The organism is Kineococcus sp. AC630, assembly GCF_979255925.1.
In genome coordinates this window covers 135,630-151,449 of sequence record NZ_CEEDMJ010000005.1, presented here as the reverse complement: position 1 = coordinate 151,449, position 15,820 = coordinate 135,630, and the positions used below count along the sequence as shown (strand labels likewise).

Here is a 15,820-nt window from a genome sequence, read left to right as displayed (position 1 = left end):
CCTCCTCCCCTTCCGTCCGCGTTCACCTAGACTGGTGCCCGGACGAACGGAGGGGCGACATGGCCGACGGCACCGAGACTCACGCCACTGCCACGAGTGCGCCCGACACACCGGCGCAGGTGGAATCCCCGACGCAGGGGTCCGTGGTCCCCGCACCGGCACCGCAACGCCGTCCCCCCACGGGTCGACCCAACGGGCCGGAACGACGTCGCGGCACGGAGGCGCAGCACACCGGTCCGGTCACCGCCGGGCGGATGCTCTCGCGCCTCGCGCGCTTCGGCCAGCACCGCCAGTCCAGCGTCTCGCCGGTGCTGGAACCGTTGCTGCGCACCGTCTCCAACACCCACCCGAAGGCGGACCTGTCCGTCGTCGAGAAGGCCTTCGACCGCGCCGAGCGCGCGCACGACGGCCAGCGCCGCAAGAGCGGCGACCCCTACATCACCCACCCCGTCGCGGTCGCGACGATCCTCGCCGAGCTCGGCATGACCCCGTCGACGCTCGCCGCGGCGCTGCTGCACGACACCGTCGAGGACACCGACTACACGCTGGCGAACCTGCGCGCCGACTTCGGTGACGAGATCGCCGTCCTCGTCGACGGCGTCACGAAGCTCGACAAGGTCACCTACGGCGACGCCGCGCAGGCCGAGACCGTCCGGAAGATGGTCGTGGCGATGGCCAAGGACATCCGCGTCCTGGTCATCAAGCTCGCCGACCGCCTCCACAACGCCCGGACCTGGCGCTACGTGTCGGCGGCCTCGGCGGAAAAGAAGGCCCGCGAGACCCTCGAGATCTACGCCCCCCTGGCCCACCGGCTGGGCATGAACACCATCAAGTGGGAGCTGGAGGACCTGTCGTTCGCGACGGTCTACCCCAAGGTCTTCGACGAGATCGTCCGCCTCGTGGCCGACCGGGCGCCCGCGCGCGAGGAGTACCTGCAGGGCGTCCGCGCGCAGATCGAGGACGACCTCAAGAGCGCCCGGGTGCGGGCGACGGTCACCGGCCGGCCCAAGCACTACTACTCGATCTACCAGAAGATGATCGTGCGCGGCCGCGACTTCGCCGAGATCTACGACCTCGTCGGGGTGCGGGTCCTGGTCGACTCCGTCCGCGACTGCTACGCCGTCCTCGGTGCGCTGCACGCGCGCTGGAACCCGGTACCCGGCCGGTTCAAGGACTACATCGCGATGCCCAAGTTCAACATGTACCAGTCGCTGCACACGACGGTCATCGGACCCGAGGGCAAGCCCGTCGAGATCCAGATCCGCACCTACAACATGCACCAGCGCGCCGAGTACGGCGTCGCGGCGCACTGGAAGTACAAGGACGACCCGAACGCCGTCGGCGGCGGCGGGGCGCAGAACGAGATGGACTGGCTGAAGGCCGTCGTCGACTGGCAGCGCGAGTCCGCCTCCAGCGACTTCCTCGACGACCTGCGCTGGGAGATCAACGCCGGTCAGGTGTTCGTCTTCACCCCCAAGGGCGACGTGCAGGAACTGCCGGCCGGCTCCACCCCGGTCGACTTCGCCTACGCCGTGCACACCGAAGTCGGCCACCGCACGATGGGCGCCCGCGTCAACGGCCGCCTCGTCCCGCTGGAGTCGACCCTCGACAACGGCGACCTCGTCGAGATCTTCACCTCCAAGGCCGACGGTGCCGGGCCCAGCCGTGACTGGCTGCAGTTCGTCAAGAGCCCGCGGGCGCGCAACAAGATCAAGCAGCACTTCTCGAAGGAACGGCGCGAGGAGGCGATCGAGGACGGCAAGGACGAGATCGCCCGTGCGATGCGCAAGCAGCACCTGCCGTTGCAGCGTCTGCTGTCCCACGACTCGCTGCTCGTCGTCGCCCGCGAACTGAACCACCCCGACGTCTCGGCGCTCTACGCGGCGGTGGGGGAGCGTCACGTCTCCGCGGCCCACGTCGTGGAGAAGCTCATCGCCGCCGTCGGCGGGGAGGCCGCCGCCGAGGAGGACCTCGCGGAGGCGACCACTCCGGGGCAGGCCCGGCCGAGTCGCAGCAGCGGTGGCGCCGGGGTCGTCGTGGCCGGAGCGGACGACGTGTGGGTCAAGCTCGCCCGCTGTTGCACTCCCGTGCCGCAGGACCCGATCGTCGGGTTCGTCACCCGGGGTGCCGGGGTCTCGGTGCACCGGGAGGACTGCGAGAACGTGACGATGCTGCGCAACGAGCCCGAGCGGATCGTCGACGTGCAGTGGGCCTCGGCCATCGCGACCGGTCAGACCCGGCTCTTCCTGGTGCAGATCCAGGTGGAGGCGCTGGACCGAGCACGTCTGCTCTCCGACGTCACCCGAGTCCTCTCGGACAACCACGTGAACATCCTGTCCGCGACGGTGTCGACGAGCCGGGACCGGGTGGCTCTGTCGAAGTTCTCCTTCGAGATGGCCGAACCCAACCACCTCAGCCAGGTGCTGAACGCGGTGCGCCGCGTCGACGGGGTCTTCGACGCCTACCGGGTCATGGCGTCGCGTCCGACGAAGGCCTGACCTCCTCCCGCGGGCGGGGTGCCCGCGGGAGGTCGAGGGCCCGGCGGGCGGTGCGCACCCCGCCGCGCCCGCGCGCCCGGTCGCTGGCGTCCTGGAGGTCCCCGTCCGACAGGAGTCCCGCGTCGAGCATCCGCTCGCGCAGCCACGGTGCGCGGTGGGGTCGGACGGCGGCGACGTCGAGCAGCGTGCGAGCGGGTGTCGTGAGGGCCAGCCCGGCGAGTTCCTGCACGTCACCAGGTGCGGGCCGCACGCGGGAGAAGCTCAACCGCAGCGGAGCGTGGGGGAGTTCGGGGAGGCGCCCGCCCGCGACCTGGACCTCGTGCGGTGCGGGCAGCGGTCGGCCCAGGTGCACCCAGGCCGCGGCGTCGGCGATGACCACGACACCGGCGGGGACGAACAGAGCGAGGGCGCGGGCGCGCAGAGTCGCGTCCAAGGCCACGTCGGCCGCGAGGACCACGTCCCCGACGACCTGCTGCAGGAGCCCGTCGCGGACCTCACGGTCAGCCGCCGCCGCTGCGGCCCGACCCTGCGGTCGCCACGGGGTGTCACCGCTGCCGACGGCACCTCGGACCAGGACGGAGGTCAACCACTCGTCGCGCACGCCACCCAGTCCACACCGTGGACGGGAGCGTGCGCGACGAGCGCCTCGGACCTGTGGACAGCTCAGGCGTCGCGCAGGGTGGCCTGGGCGGCGTCCAACCAGGCGCGACGGGCCCGGAGGGCTTCCTCGGCGCGGGCCAGCGCCCGGGCGTCACCCTTGGTGCGGGCCTTCTCGACGTCGGCCTCGAGGTCGCGGATGGCGTTCTCGAGCTGGCTGGCGAGGCCACCGGCCCGGGCCTGGGCCTCGGGGTTGGACCGCGACCAGCGGGCCTGCTCGGCGTCGCGGACGGCGGTCTCGACGGCGCGCAGGCGACCTTCGACCCGGCCGAGGTCGGTGCGCGGCACCTTGCCCGCGGCCTCCCACCGGTCCTGGATGGAGTTGAGGGCCTTCTTGGTCGCGTTGAGGTCCTTGATCGGCAGCAGCGCCTCCGCCTCGAGCAGCAGAGCCTCCTTCGCGACGAGGTTCTCGCGGAACTCCTCGTCCACCTCGTCGTTGGCCGCGGTGCGCGCGGCGAAGAAGACGTCCTGGGCCGCGCGGAAGCGGTCCCACAGGGTGTCGTCGTCCTTGCGGCCGAGGCGACCCGCCGCCTTCCAACGGTCCATCAGGGCGCGGTAGGCGTTGGTCGTGCCGCGCCAGTCGGTGGAGGTGGACAGCGCCTCCGCCTCGGCGACGAGGGTCTCCTTCTCGGAGCGGATGGTGCTGCGTTCCTCACCGAGGGCGGCGAAGTGGTGACGGCGCATCTTGTCGAAGGCGCTGCGGGCGTGGCTGAAGCGCTTCCACAGGTCGTCCTCGCTGCGCTTGTCGAGGCGACCTTCGCGCTGGGCGGCCTTCCACTCCTCGAAGAGGGTGCGCAGGCGTTCGCCGGAGGAACGCCACTGGACCTTCTCGGGGTCCTGACCGGCGATCTGCTCGGCCTCCTCGACGATCGCGAGCCGACCGGCGCGCAGTGTCTCGCGCTGGGCGGCGCGGGCGCGGTCGGCGGCGGCCCGGGCCTCGTCGGCGACGGTGGCCAGCGCCTCCACGCGGGCGGCGAGGGCGTCGAGGTCACCGACGGCGCGGGTCTCGGCGAGCGCGGTGCGCAGCGTGGCGACCCCGGAGACGATGTCCTTGCCGGCCAGTTCGGTGCTGCGCAGGCGCTGCTCGAACAGGTCGACCTGGGCGACGACCTCCCCGTACTTGCGCACGAAGTAGGCGATCGCCTCCTCGGGCGTCGCGTCGGGGTAGGCGCCGACCTCGTGCTCACCGTCGGCGCGGCGGACCCAGACGGTGCCGTTGTCGTCGACGCGCCCGAAGGCGGCGGCCGCCTCGCGGTCCACCGAGGTCAGGTGCCCGACCTCGGGGCCCGCCTCGGTGGTCGACGGTGCGACGACGGCCGGGGCGGGGGTGGGACGCGGGGTCGGGCGCGGCACGGCCGGCGTCGGGCGCGGGCCGGGGGCCGGAGTGGGGTCGACCGGCTGCTCCGCCGGGGGGCCGGCTTCGGGCTGCGGCTCCGCCGTCACCTCGGAAGGTTCCTCCGACGACGCCTCTGACGACGCCTCCGACGGCGCCTCCGACGAGGACTGCGGCGCCTCCGACGCGGGGTCGGCCTCGGCCGCCGGCGTCTCGGCCGCCGTCACGTCCTGCTGCGCGGCAGCCGTCTCCGGTGCCTCCGGGGTCGCTTCGGTCGGGGTCTCGGGGGTGTCCGCCACGTCCGTGAGGGACGCCGGCTCCTGGGGCTGCTCGGTCACCCGCCTGATTCTAGGTCCCTCGGGCCCCGATCGGAGCAGGCAGTCACGGCGTGCCCGGTCCTGATCGCGGGGTGTGAGCGACGTCGTCCCCGTCAGCGGCGCGAACTAGGGTGCGTGACGTGCTCATCGACACGGTCGAGGCGACCGTCTTCGGGACCAACTGCTACGTGGTCGCACCCCGGGCCGGGGAGGAGTGCGTCGTCGTCGACCCGGGCGTCGACGTGGCCGACCGCCTGGCCGAGGTCCTGCGCCGGCACCGGTTGAAACCCGCCGCGGTCCTGCTGACCCACGGGCACCTCGACCACACGTACTCCGTCACCCCCGTGTGCGGGGCGCACGGTGTCGCCGCGACGATCCACCGCGCCGACGCGTACCGGCTGAAGGATCCGCTGGCCGGGATCGGGGCACCCCTGCGCCACGCCCTGGAGGCCACGACGGGCACCGTGCAGTGGCGCGACCCCGACGACGTCGTGACCGTCGAGGACGGGGCCTCCCTGCAGGTCGCGGGCCTCTCGATCGCCGTCCAGCACGCACCCGGGCACACCGAGGGGTCCGTGCTCTTCTCGGTCGACCGGGCCGGAGAGCCCGACCTGCTGCTGTCCGGGGACGTGCTCTTCGCCGGCTCCATCGGACGGACCGACCTGCCCGGCGGGGACCACCAGGCGATGCTGCGCAGCCTGCTGACGCGGGTGCTGCCGCTGGAGGACGCCACCGACGTGCTGCCGGGGCACGGGCCGGCGACGACGATCGCCCGCGAACGCGCGACCAACCCCTACCTGCAGCAGCTGGCCCGTCTCGCCGGCGGGTCCTGAGGTCAGTCCGCCACCCGCAGCCCGAGGTGCTCGGCGAGCAACGGCGCGAGGCGGAGGAGCTGGAGCTCGCTGATCCGGGCGCCGCGCAGCGACCCGACCCCGCTGACGGCCTCGACGTCGGCCCCGCTCAGGTCGACACCGCTCAACCGGGCCGAGGTCACGTCCAGGTGCCCGATCCGGCAGTCGAGGAACCGCACCCGCGTGAGGCCCGCGCCGGAGACGTCGACCTCACGCAGGTCGCACCCGGTGAAGGTGACGTCGGTCAGCGACGCCTCGCGCAGGTTCACGAAGTCGAAACGGCCACCGCGGACCGCCACGCGCGTCCACTGCGCCGCGGAGAGGTCCCACGCGCCGATGCGGCAGTCCTCGACGACCACCTCCTGCCAGGTGGAGGAGCGCCACGGCGCCTCGGTCGCGGCGAGCGCGGCGATCCGCACGTCGACCAGGCGGGCCCCCGCCAACGCCAGCCCGTCGGCGCGCACCCGGGACAGCACGCACCCCAGGAACCGCGCGTCCCGGGCGTCGACGCCGCTGAGGTCCCCGCAGGTCGCCTCGCCGAAGAGGAGTCCGTCGTGGGACTCACCCGCCCTCGGCGGCCGCGTCGCCGCCTCGAGGGTGGACTCGTCGAGCGGGAGGTCGGGGGTGGGCGTCGCCGGCTCCTCGGAGCGGCGGCCGGGCTTCTTCGGCACAGCGCCACTGTGCCCGATCAGCCGCGGTGCCCGATCAGCCGCTGTGCCGGACTAGCCGACGCCGACGTCCTCCGCCGCGAAGCCCAGCACCCGCGCGCCACCGCCGGGGCCGTTGAGGACGCGTCCGCGCGCGACGACCATCCCGTGCCGCGGCGGCGCGATCCGGAAGCGCACGTCGTAGGGCAGTCCGGTCGAGGCGGAGGAGCGCAGCGCCGAGGAGACGAGTGAGCGGTCCTCGTCGTGGACGCTGCGCCGCAACCACTCCGGCAGCGACGCGACCCCGGGGTGCTGACCGAGGCCGTAGAGGACGCCGCTGCGGGCGTCCCAGGCGACGGTGTCCGCGGTGGCGTCGTACTCCCACGCCCCGGTCGACTCGCTCGGCAGCGCGGCCTCACCGGCGACCCGCAGGTCGATGAGGCGGCCCGTCGGCGGCAGCACACCGGCGAGGCGGGCCCGCAGGGCGGGCGGCACGAGGTGCAGGGTGGCGGAGCTGCGGACGTCGGCGAGGACCCGGGCCAGCGCCTCGTAGCCCAGGCCGTCCCCCTGGACGACGAGCCGGTCGTCGACCCCGTGCTGGTCGTCGACGGCGACGGCGTCCACGAGCACGGTCAGCACCGGGTCGGGAGCCTCGGGGAGCTCGTCCCCCCAGAGGGCCTCCAGGTCCGCGCGCACGCGCTCGGCGCGGTGCCGCAGGTGGTGCTCGCGGCTCAGGGCGTCCGACACGCAACCTCCCAGGGACGATCGACGTCGGACATCCCCCAGCCGACGCGCGCAGCCGTCCGAGCGCAGGCTCCAGCGCGGCTGGGGATCAGTCAACCGTTCCCGCGACGCTCCGACAAGAGGTGCGCGCCGGGGGGTGCGCCACCCGGGGTGGTGCCGCGGGGGATGCCGGTGACACGCCGGCCGGCCTGGGCGCGGCGGGGGCTCACGCGGTGGCCGGCTCCTCGCCCCTCCGCCATCGCCGTCCCCCACCCGCACCGGGGCGCCGTCGTCTCCTCCGCCCGTGTCGTGGTCCCGTGCTCGACCGCGTCCGTGCCCCGTCGTCGCCACCACGCTGCTCCCGGCAGCCGAGCCCGTCGGAGACCTCGTCCCGATCCCTCGACCGTCACCGCCGGCCCGAGACGCCACGGTCGACGCTTGCAGCCGCGTCGACCTGCCTCCTGCACCAGACGAGCTCCTGCAGGACGAGGGCGCAGTCGGCGGGTGGCCAGGGGATCGCTCAGGGCACCGTTCCCGTGCCAGGCACCACCGAGCGCGCCCGCGTGGAGGAGGACGCCGCGGCGGCGCAGGTGGTCCTCACCGGTCAGGCCCTGCTCGACATCGACGAGACCGTCCCCGGCGGCAGCGTGACCGGAGCGCGCACCACCGACGCCGCGCTGGCCAGGGACCGTCTGTGAACCACCGTCGCCGAGGCGGGGCGATGACCCGGTGGCTGATCACCGCACCACACCGCCCCGGCGCTGCACACGGGGCGTCCTGCTGCAGGTCCTGGTCCTGACGCCGCTGGTGTCGGCGACGGTGTTGAGGTTCGCCCCCTCGGCGCCGCGCTGCCGACCTGGAGCTGCGACCGTTGACGTCGCCCACTGCGTGCGAACGACCTGACGACTTCACGGTCTCCCCTCGAACAGCGCGCTCGCGCGCCGTGAGCTGAACTTCCCGGGCTCAGTGGCCGCACTTGTCCTTGTTCTTGTTGTTGGCCGCGCAGGTGCTGGTGCTCGCCGAGGGGGTAGGGGTCGTGACCGGCGTCGTGGTGGCGGTCACCGTGCCCGTCGGGGTCCCGGTGGGTGTCCCCGTGGCGGTGACGGTGGGGGTGGCCGTCCCGGTCGGGGTGCCCGTCGGCATCGCCCCGGGCCCCGTCGGCGTCCCCGTGGGGGCAGCGGTCGTCGATGATCGAGGACTGGGCGGTGAGGGGGTGGACGGGCGCACCGGAGCGCTCGTGCTCACCGCGGGGGCCGGGGTGCCCGTCGCCGACGCAGGACGAAGGCCCGTCACGGCGTGGGCGGCGGTGGACAGGGTCGTGCGGGCCGCCGGCGACGTGGTCGTGGCCGCGGGCGCCGCAACCGGCACCGCCGCAACAGGCACCGCCGCCGCGGCAGCGGACGGGGGAGTCGACGGCAGGAGCGACGGCAAGGTGGACGGCGTCACCACGGACGCCGTGAGGGCCGGAGTCGCGGTGGACGTCGCGGCGACGGCCCGGCCGGAGGGGACCGGGGCGGTGGCGACGGTGCCCGGGGCGCGCGTCTCGGCGGCGGCGGAGGTCGAGGCGGCGGTGATCGCGGCAGACCCGGCGCCGACCCCCACGGCTGCGGACAGCAGCGCGGCCGCGACCTGGCCGCCGGCGGTCTGCGCGACCGACGCGGTAGTGGACAGCGCCTGCGCGGGGGCGGCCCCCACCCCCGGCAGGGCCGCCAGCACGGTCGCGGGGCCGGCGATCCGGCGCAGGCGCCCGATGCCGACGGAGAGGAACGCGCGCACGACCTCAGGGTCGAACTGCTGCCCCGCGCAGCGGGTGATCTCGGCGCGGGCCTGCTCGGCGGGCATCGGCTTCTTGTAGGCGCGGGCGGAGGTGATGACGTCGTAGGTGTCGGCCACGGCGATGACGCGGGCGGCGAGGGAGATCTCCTCCCCGGCGAGGCCGTGGGGGTAGCCGCCGCCGTCGAAGCGTTCGTGGTGCTGCTCGACCCCGTCCAGCCAGTCCCCCAGCCACCCGCGCAACGGCTGGACGAGTTCCCCGCCGTGGTGGGGGTGCTGCTGCAGTTGCGCCCACTCCTCCTCGGTGGGGCGGCCGTCCTTGTTGATGATCTCCACGGGGACGTGGACCTTGCCCACGTCGTGCAGCAGGGCCACCCAGCTGAGGCGGTCGACGTCCTCGTCGGACAGGCCCAGCTCGCGCCCGATCAGCGCCGCGTAGGCCTGGACCCGCTCGCCGTGGGCGCGGGTGCGGTCGTCGTGGCCGGCGAGGGTGCCGACGAGGGCCAGCAACCGCTGCGCGGTGCTCTCCTCGACGGCCCCGGCCTTGCCCGCCGGCTTCCTGCCCCCCTCCAGCGCCGCGGGGGTCCAGGTACGGCGGGCCACCTCGAAGCGGCTGGGCACCCGGTCGGGCAGCACCAGGCTCAGGCGCAGCAACGCCGACAGCGGCAGCAGTCCGCGCAACCAGCGGGAGACCAGGACGAGGACTCCGGTCGAGACCCCCACCACGAGCAGCAGCCACACCGGCCAGGGCAGTCCGGTCGCCGTCGCGGGCAGCCAGTGCGCGGCCCCGGCGCCGACGATCAGGGCGATCACCAGCGGCCCGGACGTGGACGCTGCCCGCACCAGGGCAGCCGCCAGAGGTCGCGGCCGCCAGGTGGTGGAGGCCTGGTCTCCGTAGTTCTGCGTGGGTCCAGTGGCCATTGACGAGGAATCGAACGGGAAGGGCGGGAACCTGAGGGACTGCAGCGGTACTTCACCCGTGTGGACGGTGCCGATCCACCGAACGGTCGCCCTCCACCGCGGATGCCTCGACCGCTGCCGGGACAGCTCGGGGTCCTCCCCAGGAGGTGGCTCGGTCTCGAGGAAGAGCGCCAGGTCGCTGGTCCGAGACGCGGCGCAGAGGCAGGTGCTGCTCAGGAGCGAGGTAGATCCGCACCCGGTGACGACGACCGTCCGGAGTCAGCCGGTCAGCATCACGCCGGTCCACCAACCGCCACCCGACCGTTCGTAGAGCCCGACCGCCGGGCCGCCGTCGTCGACCACGTCGAGCATGAGCTGGAGCTCTCGCTCCTCGCTCGAGCGCTGCGCCTCGGCGAGCAGCGCAGCACCGAGACCAAGACCTCGACCCCGGGCGGCCGGAGACACGAACAAGCGCGAGACGCTCGACCGGGACCCCGAGCAGGGCGGCCACCACCGGGTCGTCGACGTCACCTACCACGCAGACGTGTCCCAGCACGATCCTGTCGTCGTCGAGGCCGACCCACGCAGCGGCACATCCGGCAGGACTGAGCCAGCCCGCGGGATCGTGCGGCCAGTACGTCGGGTAGACGTCGAGGACGTGCACCGCCTCGAGCGCCTCGACGCAGGTGGACAGGTCTTCGTCAGCACGCCCGCGAACGATCACGAGCCGAGGATGGCGGACGCGCGATGCGGAGCCCAGCCTGTCGACGTCACGGACACGGCGAGAGTCAACCCTGGGACCGGCTACCTGGACTGAGCGTTGCTGCGGTACGCCGCCCTGCGCCCGACGTCACGGTCATCCCGCGTCGTGAGCGCTGTCGCCGGCGGCCGCGACGCTGCGGCCTCGCCGAAGAGCAGACGCGCGACGCAGGCGCGGTGTCCCGAGCGAACGGCACCCTTCCCTAGGGTTCGACGATGACCGAGGTGAGGCCCGCCGTCCTCGAGGACGCCGACCAGCTCGCACGCCTCCACGTCGACACCTGGCGCGCCACCTACACGGGCCTCGTCCCCGACAGGGTGATCGCGGGACTGTCGCTGAGCAGCTCCGTCCAGCGGTGGCGTGACGTACTGCCCACCACCCCACCACGACACTGCCTCGTCGCTCTCGACGTCACCGGAGACGTCATCGGCTTCGTGCGTCACGGCCCCAGCCGCGACGAGGGAGCAGCACCCACCACCGGTGAGGTCCAGTCCCTCTACGTCCACCCCGAGCACTGGAACACCGGGGCCGGGCGAGCACTGCTCGACACCGCCACCGCCGAGCTGCGCGATGACGGCTTCACCGACGTGACCCTGTGGGTCCTGACCGGCAACGCCCGCGCCCGGCGCTTCTACGAACGGTGCGGTTGGCACACCGACGGACGCACCCAGCAGGACCACCGACGAGGCGTCGTCCTGGACGAGGTGAGCTACCGGCGCGGCCTCTGACCCACTGACATCCATCCGGTCATCCCGCGGTGCGCGCGGTGGCTCCGGACCACCACCCCCGGTCGGTGCGGCGCTGCGCCGACCTCCACGCCCGGGGCGCCCACGTGCCGGTCGAGCACCGGTCCGCGTGGTCACGGTGTCGCCCGCGGGCCGCGGGACCGTCCTCCGGCGGACGAGCGCGCAGGAGGGCGAGTTCCCCCTCGGGGCCGCGCCGGAACGGAGCTCCGCAGACGCCACGTCGCGCTACGTCGGGCCACGTCGGGCCACCCGGCCTCTCCCCACCGGCCTCTTCCCGCCGGGACTCCAGGACGTCGTGGGCCTCAGCGGGTCTCACCCGTTCGTCCGAACTCGATTCACCCGTTCACCGACCCCGTTCTCGGTTCAGACCGGGACGTTGAGGGCCGAAGTAACAGGGGACACCACCGGGCAGCGGATCGACCGCCGTCCGCAGCCCCACCTACGGAAGGACCTGACGTGACCAACGTCGACGCCACCCTGAAGGCCTGCCTCGAGATCGACGGCGCCACCGCCGCGGCCCTCGTCGACTACGAGTCCGGCATGTCGCTCGGTCAGGCCGGGGGCGGCGCCCTCGACCTCGACGTCGCCGCCGCCGGCAACACCGACGTCGTCCGCGCCAAGCTGCGCACCATGCAGCGCCTGGGCCTGTCCGAGCAGATCGAGGACATCCTCATCACCCTCGGCACCCAGATCCACCTGATCCGTCTCATCCAGTCGCAGTCCGGCCAGGGCCTGTTCCTGTACCTGGTGCTGAAGAAGGACTCCTCGAACCTCGCCATGGCCCGTCGCCAGCTGACGATCCTCGAGCGCGACCTCGCGATCTGACGATCCCCCCGCACGACCGCACCACCGCACCACTCGTCGGCGGTCGGCCGGACGCCTCACCGCGTCCGCGTCCGACCGCCGACGCGCGCAGCACCCACCCCGCCTCCCGAGGAGCTCCGTGAGCAGCCCCGCCCGCAAGATCGTGGTCACCGGACCCTTCGGGGCCGGCAAGACCACGTTCGCCACCACCGTCACCGAAGGCCTCGGTGGGGGGACGCTCGTGACCACCGAGACCGGGGTCAGCGACGAGACGGCCGCGCTCAAGGCCTCCACGACCGTCGCGATGGACCACACCAGCTTCACGGTGCCCGCCCCCGCCACCGCCGGCTGGGGCGACGTCAAGGTCAACCTCTTCGGCACCCCGGGCCAGGAACGGTTCTCCTTCATGTGGGAACTGCTGGCCCGGAACATGGACGGCTACCTCGTCCTCGTCGACGCCAGCCGCTCCACCAGCATCGAAGCGGCCGCCGACATCGTCGGGGCCTTCCAGCGCATCGCCCCGGCCGTCCCGCGCCTGGTCGCGGTCAGCCGCTGGGCCGACCCCGCGGGCACCCGCGCGCGACTGGGGCAGCTCCTCGGCACCTCGCCGTCGGCGCTCATCGCCTGCGACCCCCGCGACCTGTCCCAGTGCACGGCCGTCCTGACCGTCCTGCTCGACGGCGTCCACACCCTCGAGAGCCGCCGCGTCGCCGCCGGCACGGACGGAGTCACAGCATGATCGTGAAGCAGCACGCGATGCGGGTCAGCGGCGCCCTCAAGCGCGACATCCCGGGGCTGCGGCGGATCCTCGTCGCCCGCACCGACGGCCTCGCCTTCCACGACGACGGCCCCGAACGGGACCACGAGTCCGCGGCGGCCATCGTCGCGACCGTCCTCGGCATCGCCCAGCGCGCCGCGGACGCCAACGTCCTCGGCCCGTTCCAGTCGACGACCGTCAAGGGCACCGACGGCGCTCTCGTCGTGTACGCCATCACCACCAGCCACATCCTCGCCGTCGTCACCGACCCCTCCGTCAACCTCGTGCTGCTCGACCGCCTCGCCCTCAAGCTGGTCGCCGACCTCGCCGGCGCCGAGTCCGGCGCGACACCGGCCCGCGCCCGCTGACCCCTCGGGGGAGTGCTCCCCGGGGTGTGGCGTTCCGTAGGATCGTCCGTGCGCACACCGCGCTCTGACGATCGAAGGGACCTCCCGTGCTCCGCACCCACGAGGCCGGCAGCCTGCGCGCCGGTCACGCCGGACAGACCGTGACGCTCACCGGCTGGGTGGCGCGTCGACGGGATCACGGGGGAGTGGCCTTCCTGGACCTGCGCGACGCCTCGGGTGTCGTCCAGGTCGTCGCCCGCGACGAGATCCTCGACGCCGGTGGTGCCCGCGACCTGCGCAACGAGTACTGCATCCGCATCACCGGCGACGTCCGGCTGCGCCCCGACGGCAACGACAACGCCAACATCCCCACGGGTGCGGTCGAGGTCGACACCACGGCGCTGGAGGTCCTCTCCGAGGCCGCGCCGCTGCCGTTCCAGATCGACGACCACCTCACCGTCGGTGAGGAGGCCCGGCTGAAGTACCGCTACCTCGACCTGCGCCGCACCGGCCCCGCGAACGCGTTGAAGCTGCGCTCGGCCGCGAACAAGGCCGCCCGCACCGTGCTCGAGGAACACGCGTTCACCGAGGTCGAGACCCCGACGCTGACCCGGTCGACCCCCGAGGGGGCGCGTGACTTCGTCGTCCCCGCGCGCCTGTCCCCGGGCTCCTGGTACGCCCTGCCGCAGAGCCCGCAGCTGTTCAAGCAGTTGCTGATGGTCGCCGGCATGGAGCGCTACTACCAGATCGCCCGCTGCTACCGCGACGAGGACTTCCGCGCCGACCGGCAGCCGGAGTTCACCCAGCTCGACATCGAGATGAGCTTCGTCGAGCAGGACGACGTCATCGCCCTCGGCGAGCAGATCGTCTCCGCGCTCTGGAAGCTCATCGGCTACGACGTGGCGCTGCCGATCCCGCGGATGACCTTCGAGGAGGCCATGCGCCGCTACGGGTCGGACAAACCCGACCTGCGCTTCGGCATCGAACTCGTCGAGTGCGCGGAGTTCTTCGCCGACACGAGCTTCCGGGTGTTCCAGTCGCCGTACGTCGGTGCCGTCGTCATGCCGGGCGGGGCCTCCCAGCCGCGCAAGACCCTCGACGCCTGGCAGGAGTGGGCCAAGCAGCGCGGAGCCCGCGGGCTGGCCTACGTCCTCGTCGGCGAGGACGGCGAACTCGCCGGTCCGGTCGCCAAGAACCTCTCCGACACCGAACGTGCCGGTCTCGCCGCGCACGTCGGCGCGAACCCCGGCGACTGCATCTTCTTCGCCGCCGGCGCCGTGAACCCCTCCCGGGCCCTCCTCGGAGCCGCACGCGCCGAGATCGCCCGGCGCACCGGCGCGATCGACGAGAACGCGTGGTCCTTCCTCTGGGTCGTCGACGCACCCATGTTCAAGTCCGCGGCCGAGGACGACGACGTGTCGATCGGCGGCGGGAGCTGGAACGCCGTGCACCACGCCTTCACCGCCCCGAAGCCCGAGCACCTCGACACCTTCGACACCGACCCGGGGTCCGCGCTCACCAACGCCTACGACATCGTCTGCAACGGCAACGAGATCGGCGGCGGCTCGATCCGCATCCACCGTCGCGACGTCCAGGAACGCGTCTTCGCGGTCATGGGCATCTCCGAGGCCGACGCGCGGGAGAAGTTCGGCTTCCTCCTCGACGCGTTCTCCTTCGGCGCCCCGCCGCACGGCGGGATCGCCTTCGGCTGGGACCGCGTCGTCGCCCTGCTCACCGGTTCCGACTCCATCCGCGAGGTCATCGCCTTCCCCAAGTCCGGCGGCGGCTACGACCCGCTGACGGCCGCGCCCGCGCCCATCACGGCGCAGCAGCGCCGCGAGGCCGGGGTCGACTTCAAGCCCGAGGCCAAGAAGCCGGCGGAGACCGTCGAGGCGTGATCCGGTCCGCCCTGGGGTGTGCCGTCCTGTTCGTGGCGCTCGCGGTCCTCGTGACCACGGGCGCCACGGCGCGTCCGGACCAGTTCCTCTCCGAGCTCGGGACGGCGGCCGCGGGCGCCCACCCCGGGCTCACCCGCGTCGCCCAGGTCGTCGAGGCCGTCACCCAGCCCGTGTGGGTGTACCTGGCGGGTCTGCTCGGCGTCGTGACCGTCTGGCGCCGCGGACGTCGGCGGGCCGCGGTGGCTGCGCTGGTCGCGGGTGCGGTCGCGTCGGTGACGTCCCCGGCGTTGAAGGCGGCCTTCGACCGGGGACGTCCGGCCGTCGACCTCGGGTACACCACCGCCGGCGGCGGGTCGTTCCCCTCCGGGCACGCCCTGGCCTCGGGGACGGTGGTGCTGCTGTTCGTGCTCGTCCTGGTGCCCGCCCGGTGGCGTTCCCGCACGATCGTCCTGGGTTCCCTGGAACTCGGGGTGGTCGCGGTGGACCGGGTCTGGGTGGGCGCGCACTGGCCCAGTGACGTGCTGGCCGGGTTCCTGCTGGCGGGTCTGATCGTCCTGCTCGCCGCCCGGTCCGCGTCAGAGGCTGACGGTGACCCAGCCGGTGCGGCGGGTGGTCCCGGTCCCGAGGTTCGCGGGTAGCGCCGCGGGGGACACCTCGCTGACGCGCACCGGCGCGCGGTGGCCGGCGTCGACGGTCGTGGGTTCGGCCTGCGCCGCCCCGGCGAGCCCGAGGCTGCCCACCCCGGTGACGAGGCCGACGGCGAGGAGGCGGCGGGGGAGGCGGTTCGTGCGGGTGCGCTGCGTCATGAC

At 73.4% G+C, this 15,820-nt stretch carries 17 protein-coding genes; 10 read left to right on the top strand and 7 right to left on the bottom strand.

The features are described from left to right. The first annotated feature begins 59 nt into the window (after window positions 1-59). Entirely contained in the window at window positions 60-2,498 is a 2,439-nt protein-coding gene (locus tag AC0I8G_RS07300) for a RelA/SpoT family protein (protein ID WP_471729333.1), read from the top strand. On the opposite strand, the gene AC0I8G_RS07295 is transcribed toward AC0I8G_RS07300, so the two are convergent. Together AC0I8G_RS07295 and AC0I8G_RS07290 are read right to left on the bottom strand one after the other, a co-directional pair. Then, a complete protein-coding gene (locus tag AC0I8G_RS07295; protein WP_471729332.1) occupies window positions 2,470-3,099 on the bottom strand; it encodes a hypothetical protein in 630 nt (209 codons plus the stop codon). The genes AC0I8G_RS07300 and AC0I8G_RS07295 overlap by 29 nt on opposite strands. Before the next feature lie 62 nt (window positions 3,100-3,161). Beyond that, window positions 3,162-4,826, bottom strand: coding sequence for a DUF349 domain-containing protein (locus AC0I8G_RS07290; RefSeq protein ID WP_471729331.1), 1,665 nt, complete (start codon window positions 4,824-4,826; stop codon window positions 3,162-3,164). Between the two features lie 119 nt (window positions 4,827-4,945). On the opposite strand from AC0I8G_RS07290, the gene AC0I8G_RS07285 reads away from it, so the two are divergent. Continuing rightward, on the top strand, window positions 4,946-5,638 hold the full coding sequence (locus AC0I8G_RS07285) for an MBL fold metallo-hydrolase (protein ID WP_380256187.1): 693 nt from the start codon (window positions 4,946-4,948) through the stop codon (window positions 5,636-5,638). Window positions 5,639-5,640: 2 nt separating this feature from the next. On the opposite strand, the gene AC0I8G_RS07280 is transcribed toward AC0I8G_RS07285, so the two are convergent. Beyond that, window positions 5,641-6,327 (bottom strand): pentapeptide repeat-containing protein, encoded by a 687-nt coding sequence (locus tag AC0I8G_RS07280; RefSeq protein WP_471729330.1) that lies wholly within the window; start codon window positions 6,325-6,327, stop codon window positions 5,641-5,643. A 51-nt stretch (window positions 6,328-6,378) separates the two neighbouring features. Then, the gene (locus AC0I8G_RS07275) at window positions 6,379-7,050 is read right to left on the bottom strand and encodes a hypothetical protein (RefSeq protein WP_471729329.1); all 672 of its coding nucleotides are present in this window, start codon (window positions 7,048-7,050) and stop codon (window positions 6,379-6,381) included. Window positions 7,051-7,562: 512 nt separating this feature from the next. Here AC0I8G_RS07275 and AC0I8G_RS07270 point away from each other — a divergent pair. Then, on the top strand, window positions 7,563-7,724 hold the full coding sequence (locus tag AC0I8G_RS07270) for a hypothetical protein (RefSeq protein WP_471729328.1): 162 nt from the start codon (window positions 7,563-7,565) through the stop codon (window positions 7,722-7,724). Window positions 7,725-7,989: 265 nt separating this feature from the next. On the opposite strand, the gene AC0I8G_RS07265 is transcribed toward AC0I8G_RS07270, so the two are convergent. Further along, on the bottom strand, window positions 7,990-9,720 hold the full coding sequence (locus AC0I8G_RS07265; protein WP_471729327.1) for an HD-GYP domain-containing protein: 1,731 nt from the start codon (window positions 9,718-9,720) through the stop codon (window positions 7,990-7,992). A gap of 258 nt (window positions 9,721-9,978) precedes the next feature. Next, window positions 9,979-10,230 (bottom strand): GNAT family N-acetyltransferase, encoded by a 252-nt coding sequence (locus AC0I8G_RS07260; RefSeq protein ID WP_471729326.1) that lies wholly within the window; start codon window positions 10,228-10,230, stop codon window positions 9,979-9,981. A 13-nt stretch (window positions 10,231-10,243) separates the two neighbouring features. Here AC0I8G_RS07260 and AC0I8G_RS07255 point away from each other — a divergent pair, with 13 nt between their 5' ends. The 7 genes from AC0I8G_RS07255 to AC0I8G_RS07225 all read left to right on the top strand — a co-directional run bounded on the left by AC0I8G_RS07255 (window position 10,244) and on the right by AC0I8G_RS07225 (window position 15,649). After that, a complete protein-coding gene (locus AC0I8G_RS07255; protein WP_471729325.1) occupies window positions 10,244-10,516 on the top strand; it encodes a hypothetical protein in 273 nt (90 codons plus the stop codon). Window positions 10,517-10,674: 158 nt separating this feature from the next. Beyond that, window positions 10,675-11,187 (top strand): GNAT family N-acetyltransferase, encoded by a 513-nt coding sequence (locus AC0I8G_RS07250; RefSeq protein WP_471729324.1) that lies wholly within the window; start codon window positions 10,675-10,677, stop codon window positions 11,185-11,187. A gap of 474 nt (window positions 11,188-11,661) precedes the next feature. After that, on the top strand, window positions 11,662-12,030 hold the full coding sequence (locus AC0I8G_RS07245) for a hypothetical protein (RefSeq protein ID WP_471729323.1): 369 nt from the start codon (window positions 11,662-11,664) through the stop codon (window positions 12,028-12,030). A gap of 118 nt (window positions 12,031-12,148) precedes the next feature. Beyond that, window positions 12,149-12,748 carry a GTP-binding protein gene (locus AC0I8G_RS07240; protein ID WP_471729322.1) on the top strand — a complete coding sequence of 200 codons (600 nt, stop codon included), beginning with the start codon at window positions 12,149-12,151 and terminating at the stop codon, window positions 12,746-12,748. Then, the gene (locus AC0I8G_RS07235; protein WP_380156736.1) at window positions 12,745-13,134 is read left to right on the top strand and encodes a roadblock/LC7 domain-containing protein; all 390 of its coding nucleotides are present in this window, start codon (window positions 12,745-12,747) and stop codon (window positions 13,132-13,134) included. Before AC0I8G_RS07240 ends, AC0I8G_RS07235 begins: the two co-directional genes overlap by 4 nt. Before the next feature lie 86 nt (window positions 13,135-13,220). Continuing rightward, window positions 13,221-15,011 carry an aspartate--tRNA ligase gene (gene aspS / locus AC0I8G_RS07230; protein ID WP_471729321.1) on the top strand — a complete coding sequence of 597 codons (1,791 nt, stop codon included), beginning with the start codon at window positions 13,221-13,223 and terminating at the stop codon, window positions 15,009-15,011. Then, a complete protein-coding gene (locus AC0I8G_RS07225) occupies window positions 15,008-15,649 on the top strand; it encodes a phosphatase PAP2 family protein (RefSeq protein ID WP_471729320.1) in 642 nt (213 codons plus the stop codon). The genes aspS and AC0I8G_RS07225 overlap by 4 nt, the downstream gene beginning before the upstream one ends. On the opposite strand, the gene AC0I8G_RS07220 is transcribed toward AC0I8G_RS07225, so the two are convergent. Next, window positions 15,587-15,817, bottom strand: a complete 231-nt coding sequence (locus tag AC0I8G_RS07220) for a hypothetical protein (RefSeq protein ID WP_471729319.1) — start codon at window positions 15,815-15,817, stop codon at window positions 15,587-15,589. The two genes, AC0I8G_RS07225 and AC0I8G_RS07220, sit on opposite strands and share 63 nt — an antisense overlap. Window positions 15,818-15,820: the final 3 nt, after the last annotated feature.

What these genes read in the sequence shown, in the direction of transcription:
- AC0I8G_RS07300 (WP_471729333.1), top strand. Translation starts at nt 60, where the DNA reads ATGGCCGACGGCACCGAGACTCACGCCACTGCCACGAGTGCGCCCGAC.
- AC0I8G_RS07220 (WP_471729319.1), bottom strand. Translation starts at nt 15,817, where the DNA reads ATGACGCAGCGCACCCGCACGAACCGCCTCCCCCGCCGCCTCCTCGCC.
- AC0I8G_RS07235 (WP_380156736.1), top strand. Translation starts at nt 12,745, where the DNA reads ATGATCGTGAAGCAGCACGCGATGCGGGTCAGCGGCGCCCTCAAGCGC.
- AC0I8G_RS07265 (WP_471729327.1), bottom strand. Translation starts at nt 9,720, where the DNA reads ATGGCCACTGGACCCACGCAGAACTACGGAGACCAGGCCTCCACCACC.
- AC0I8G_RS07250 (WP_471729324.1), top strand. Translation starts at nt 10,675, where the DNA reads ATGACCGAGGTGAGGCCCGCCGTCCTCGAGGACGCCGACCAGCTCGCA.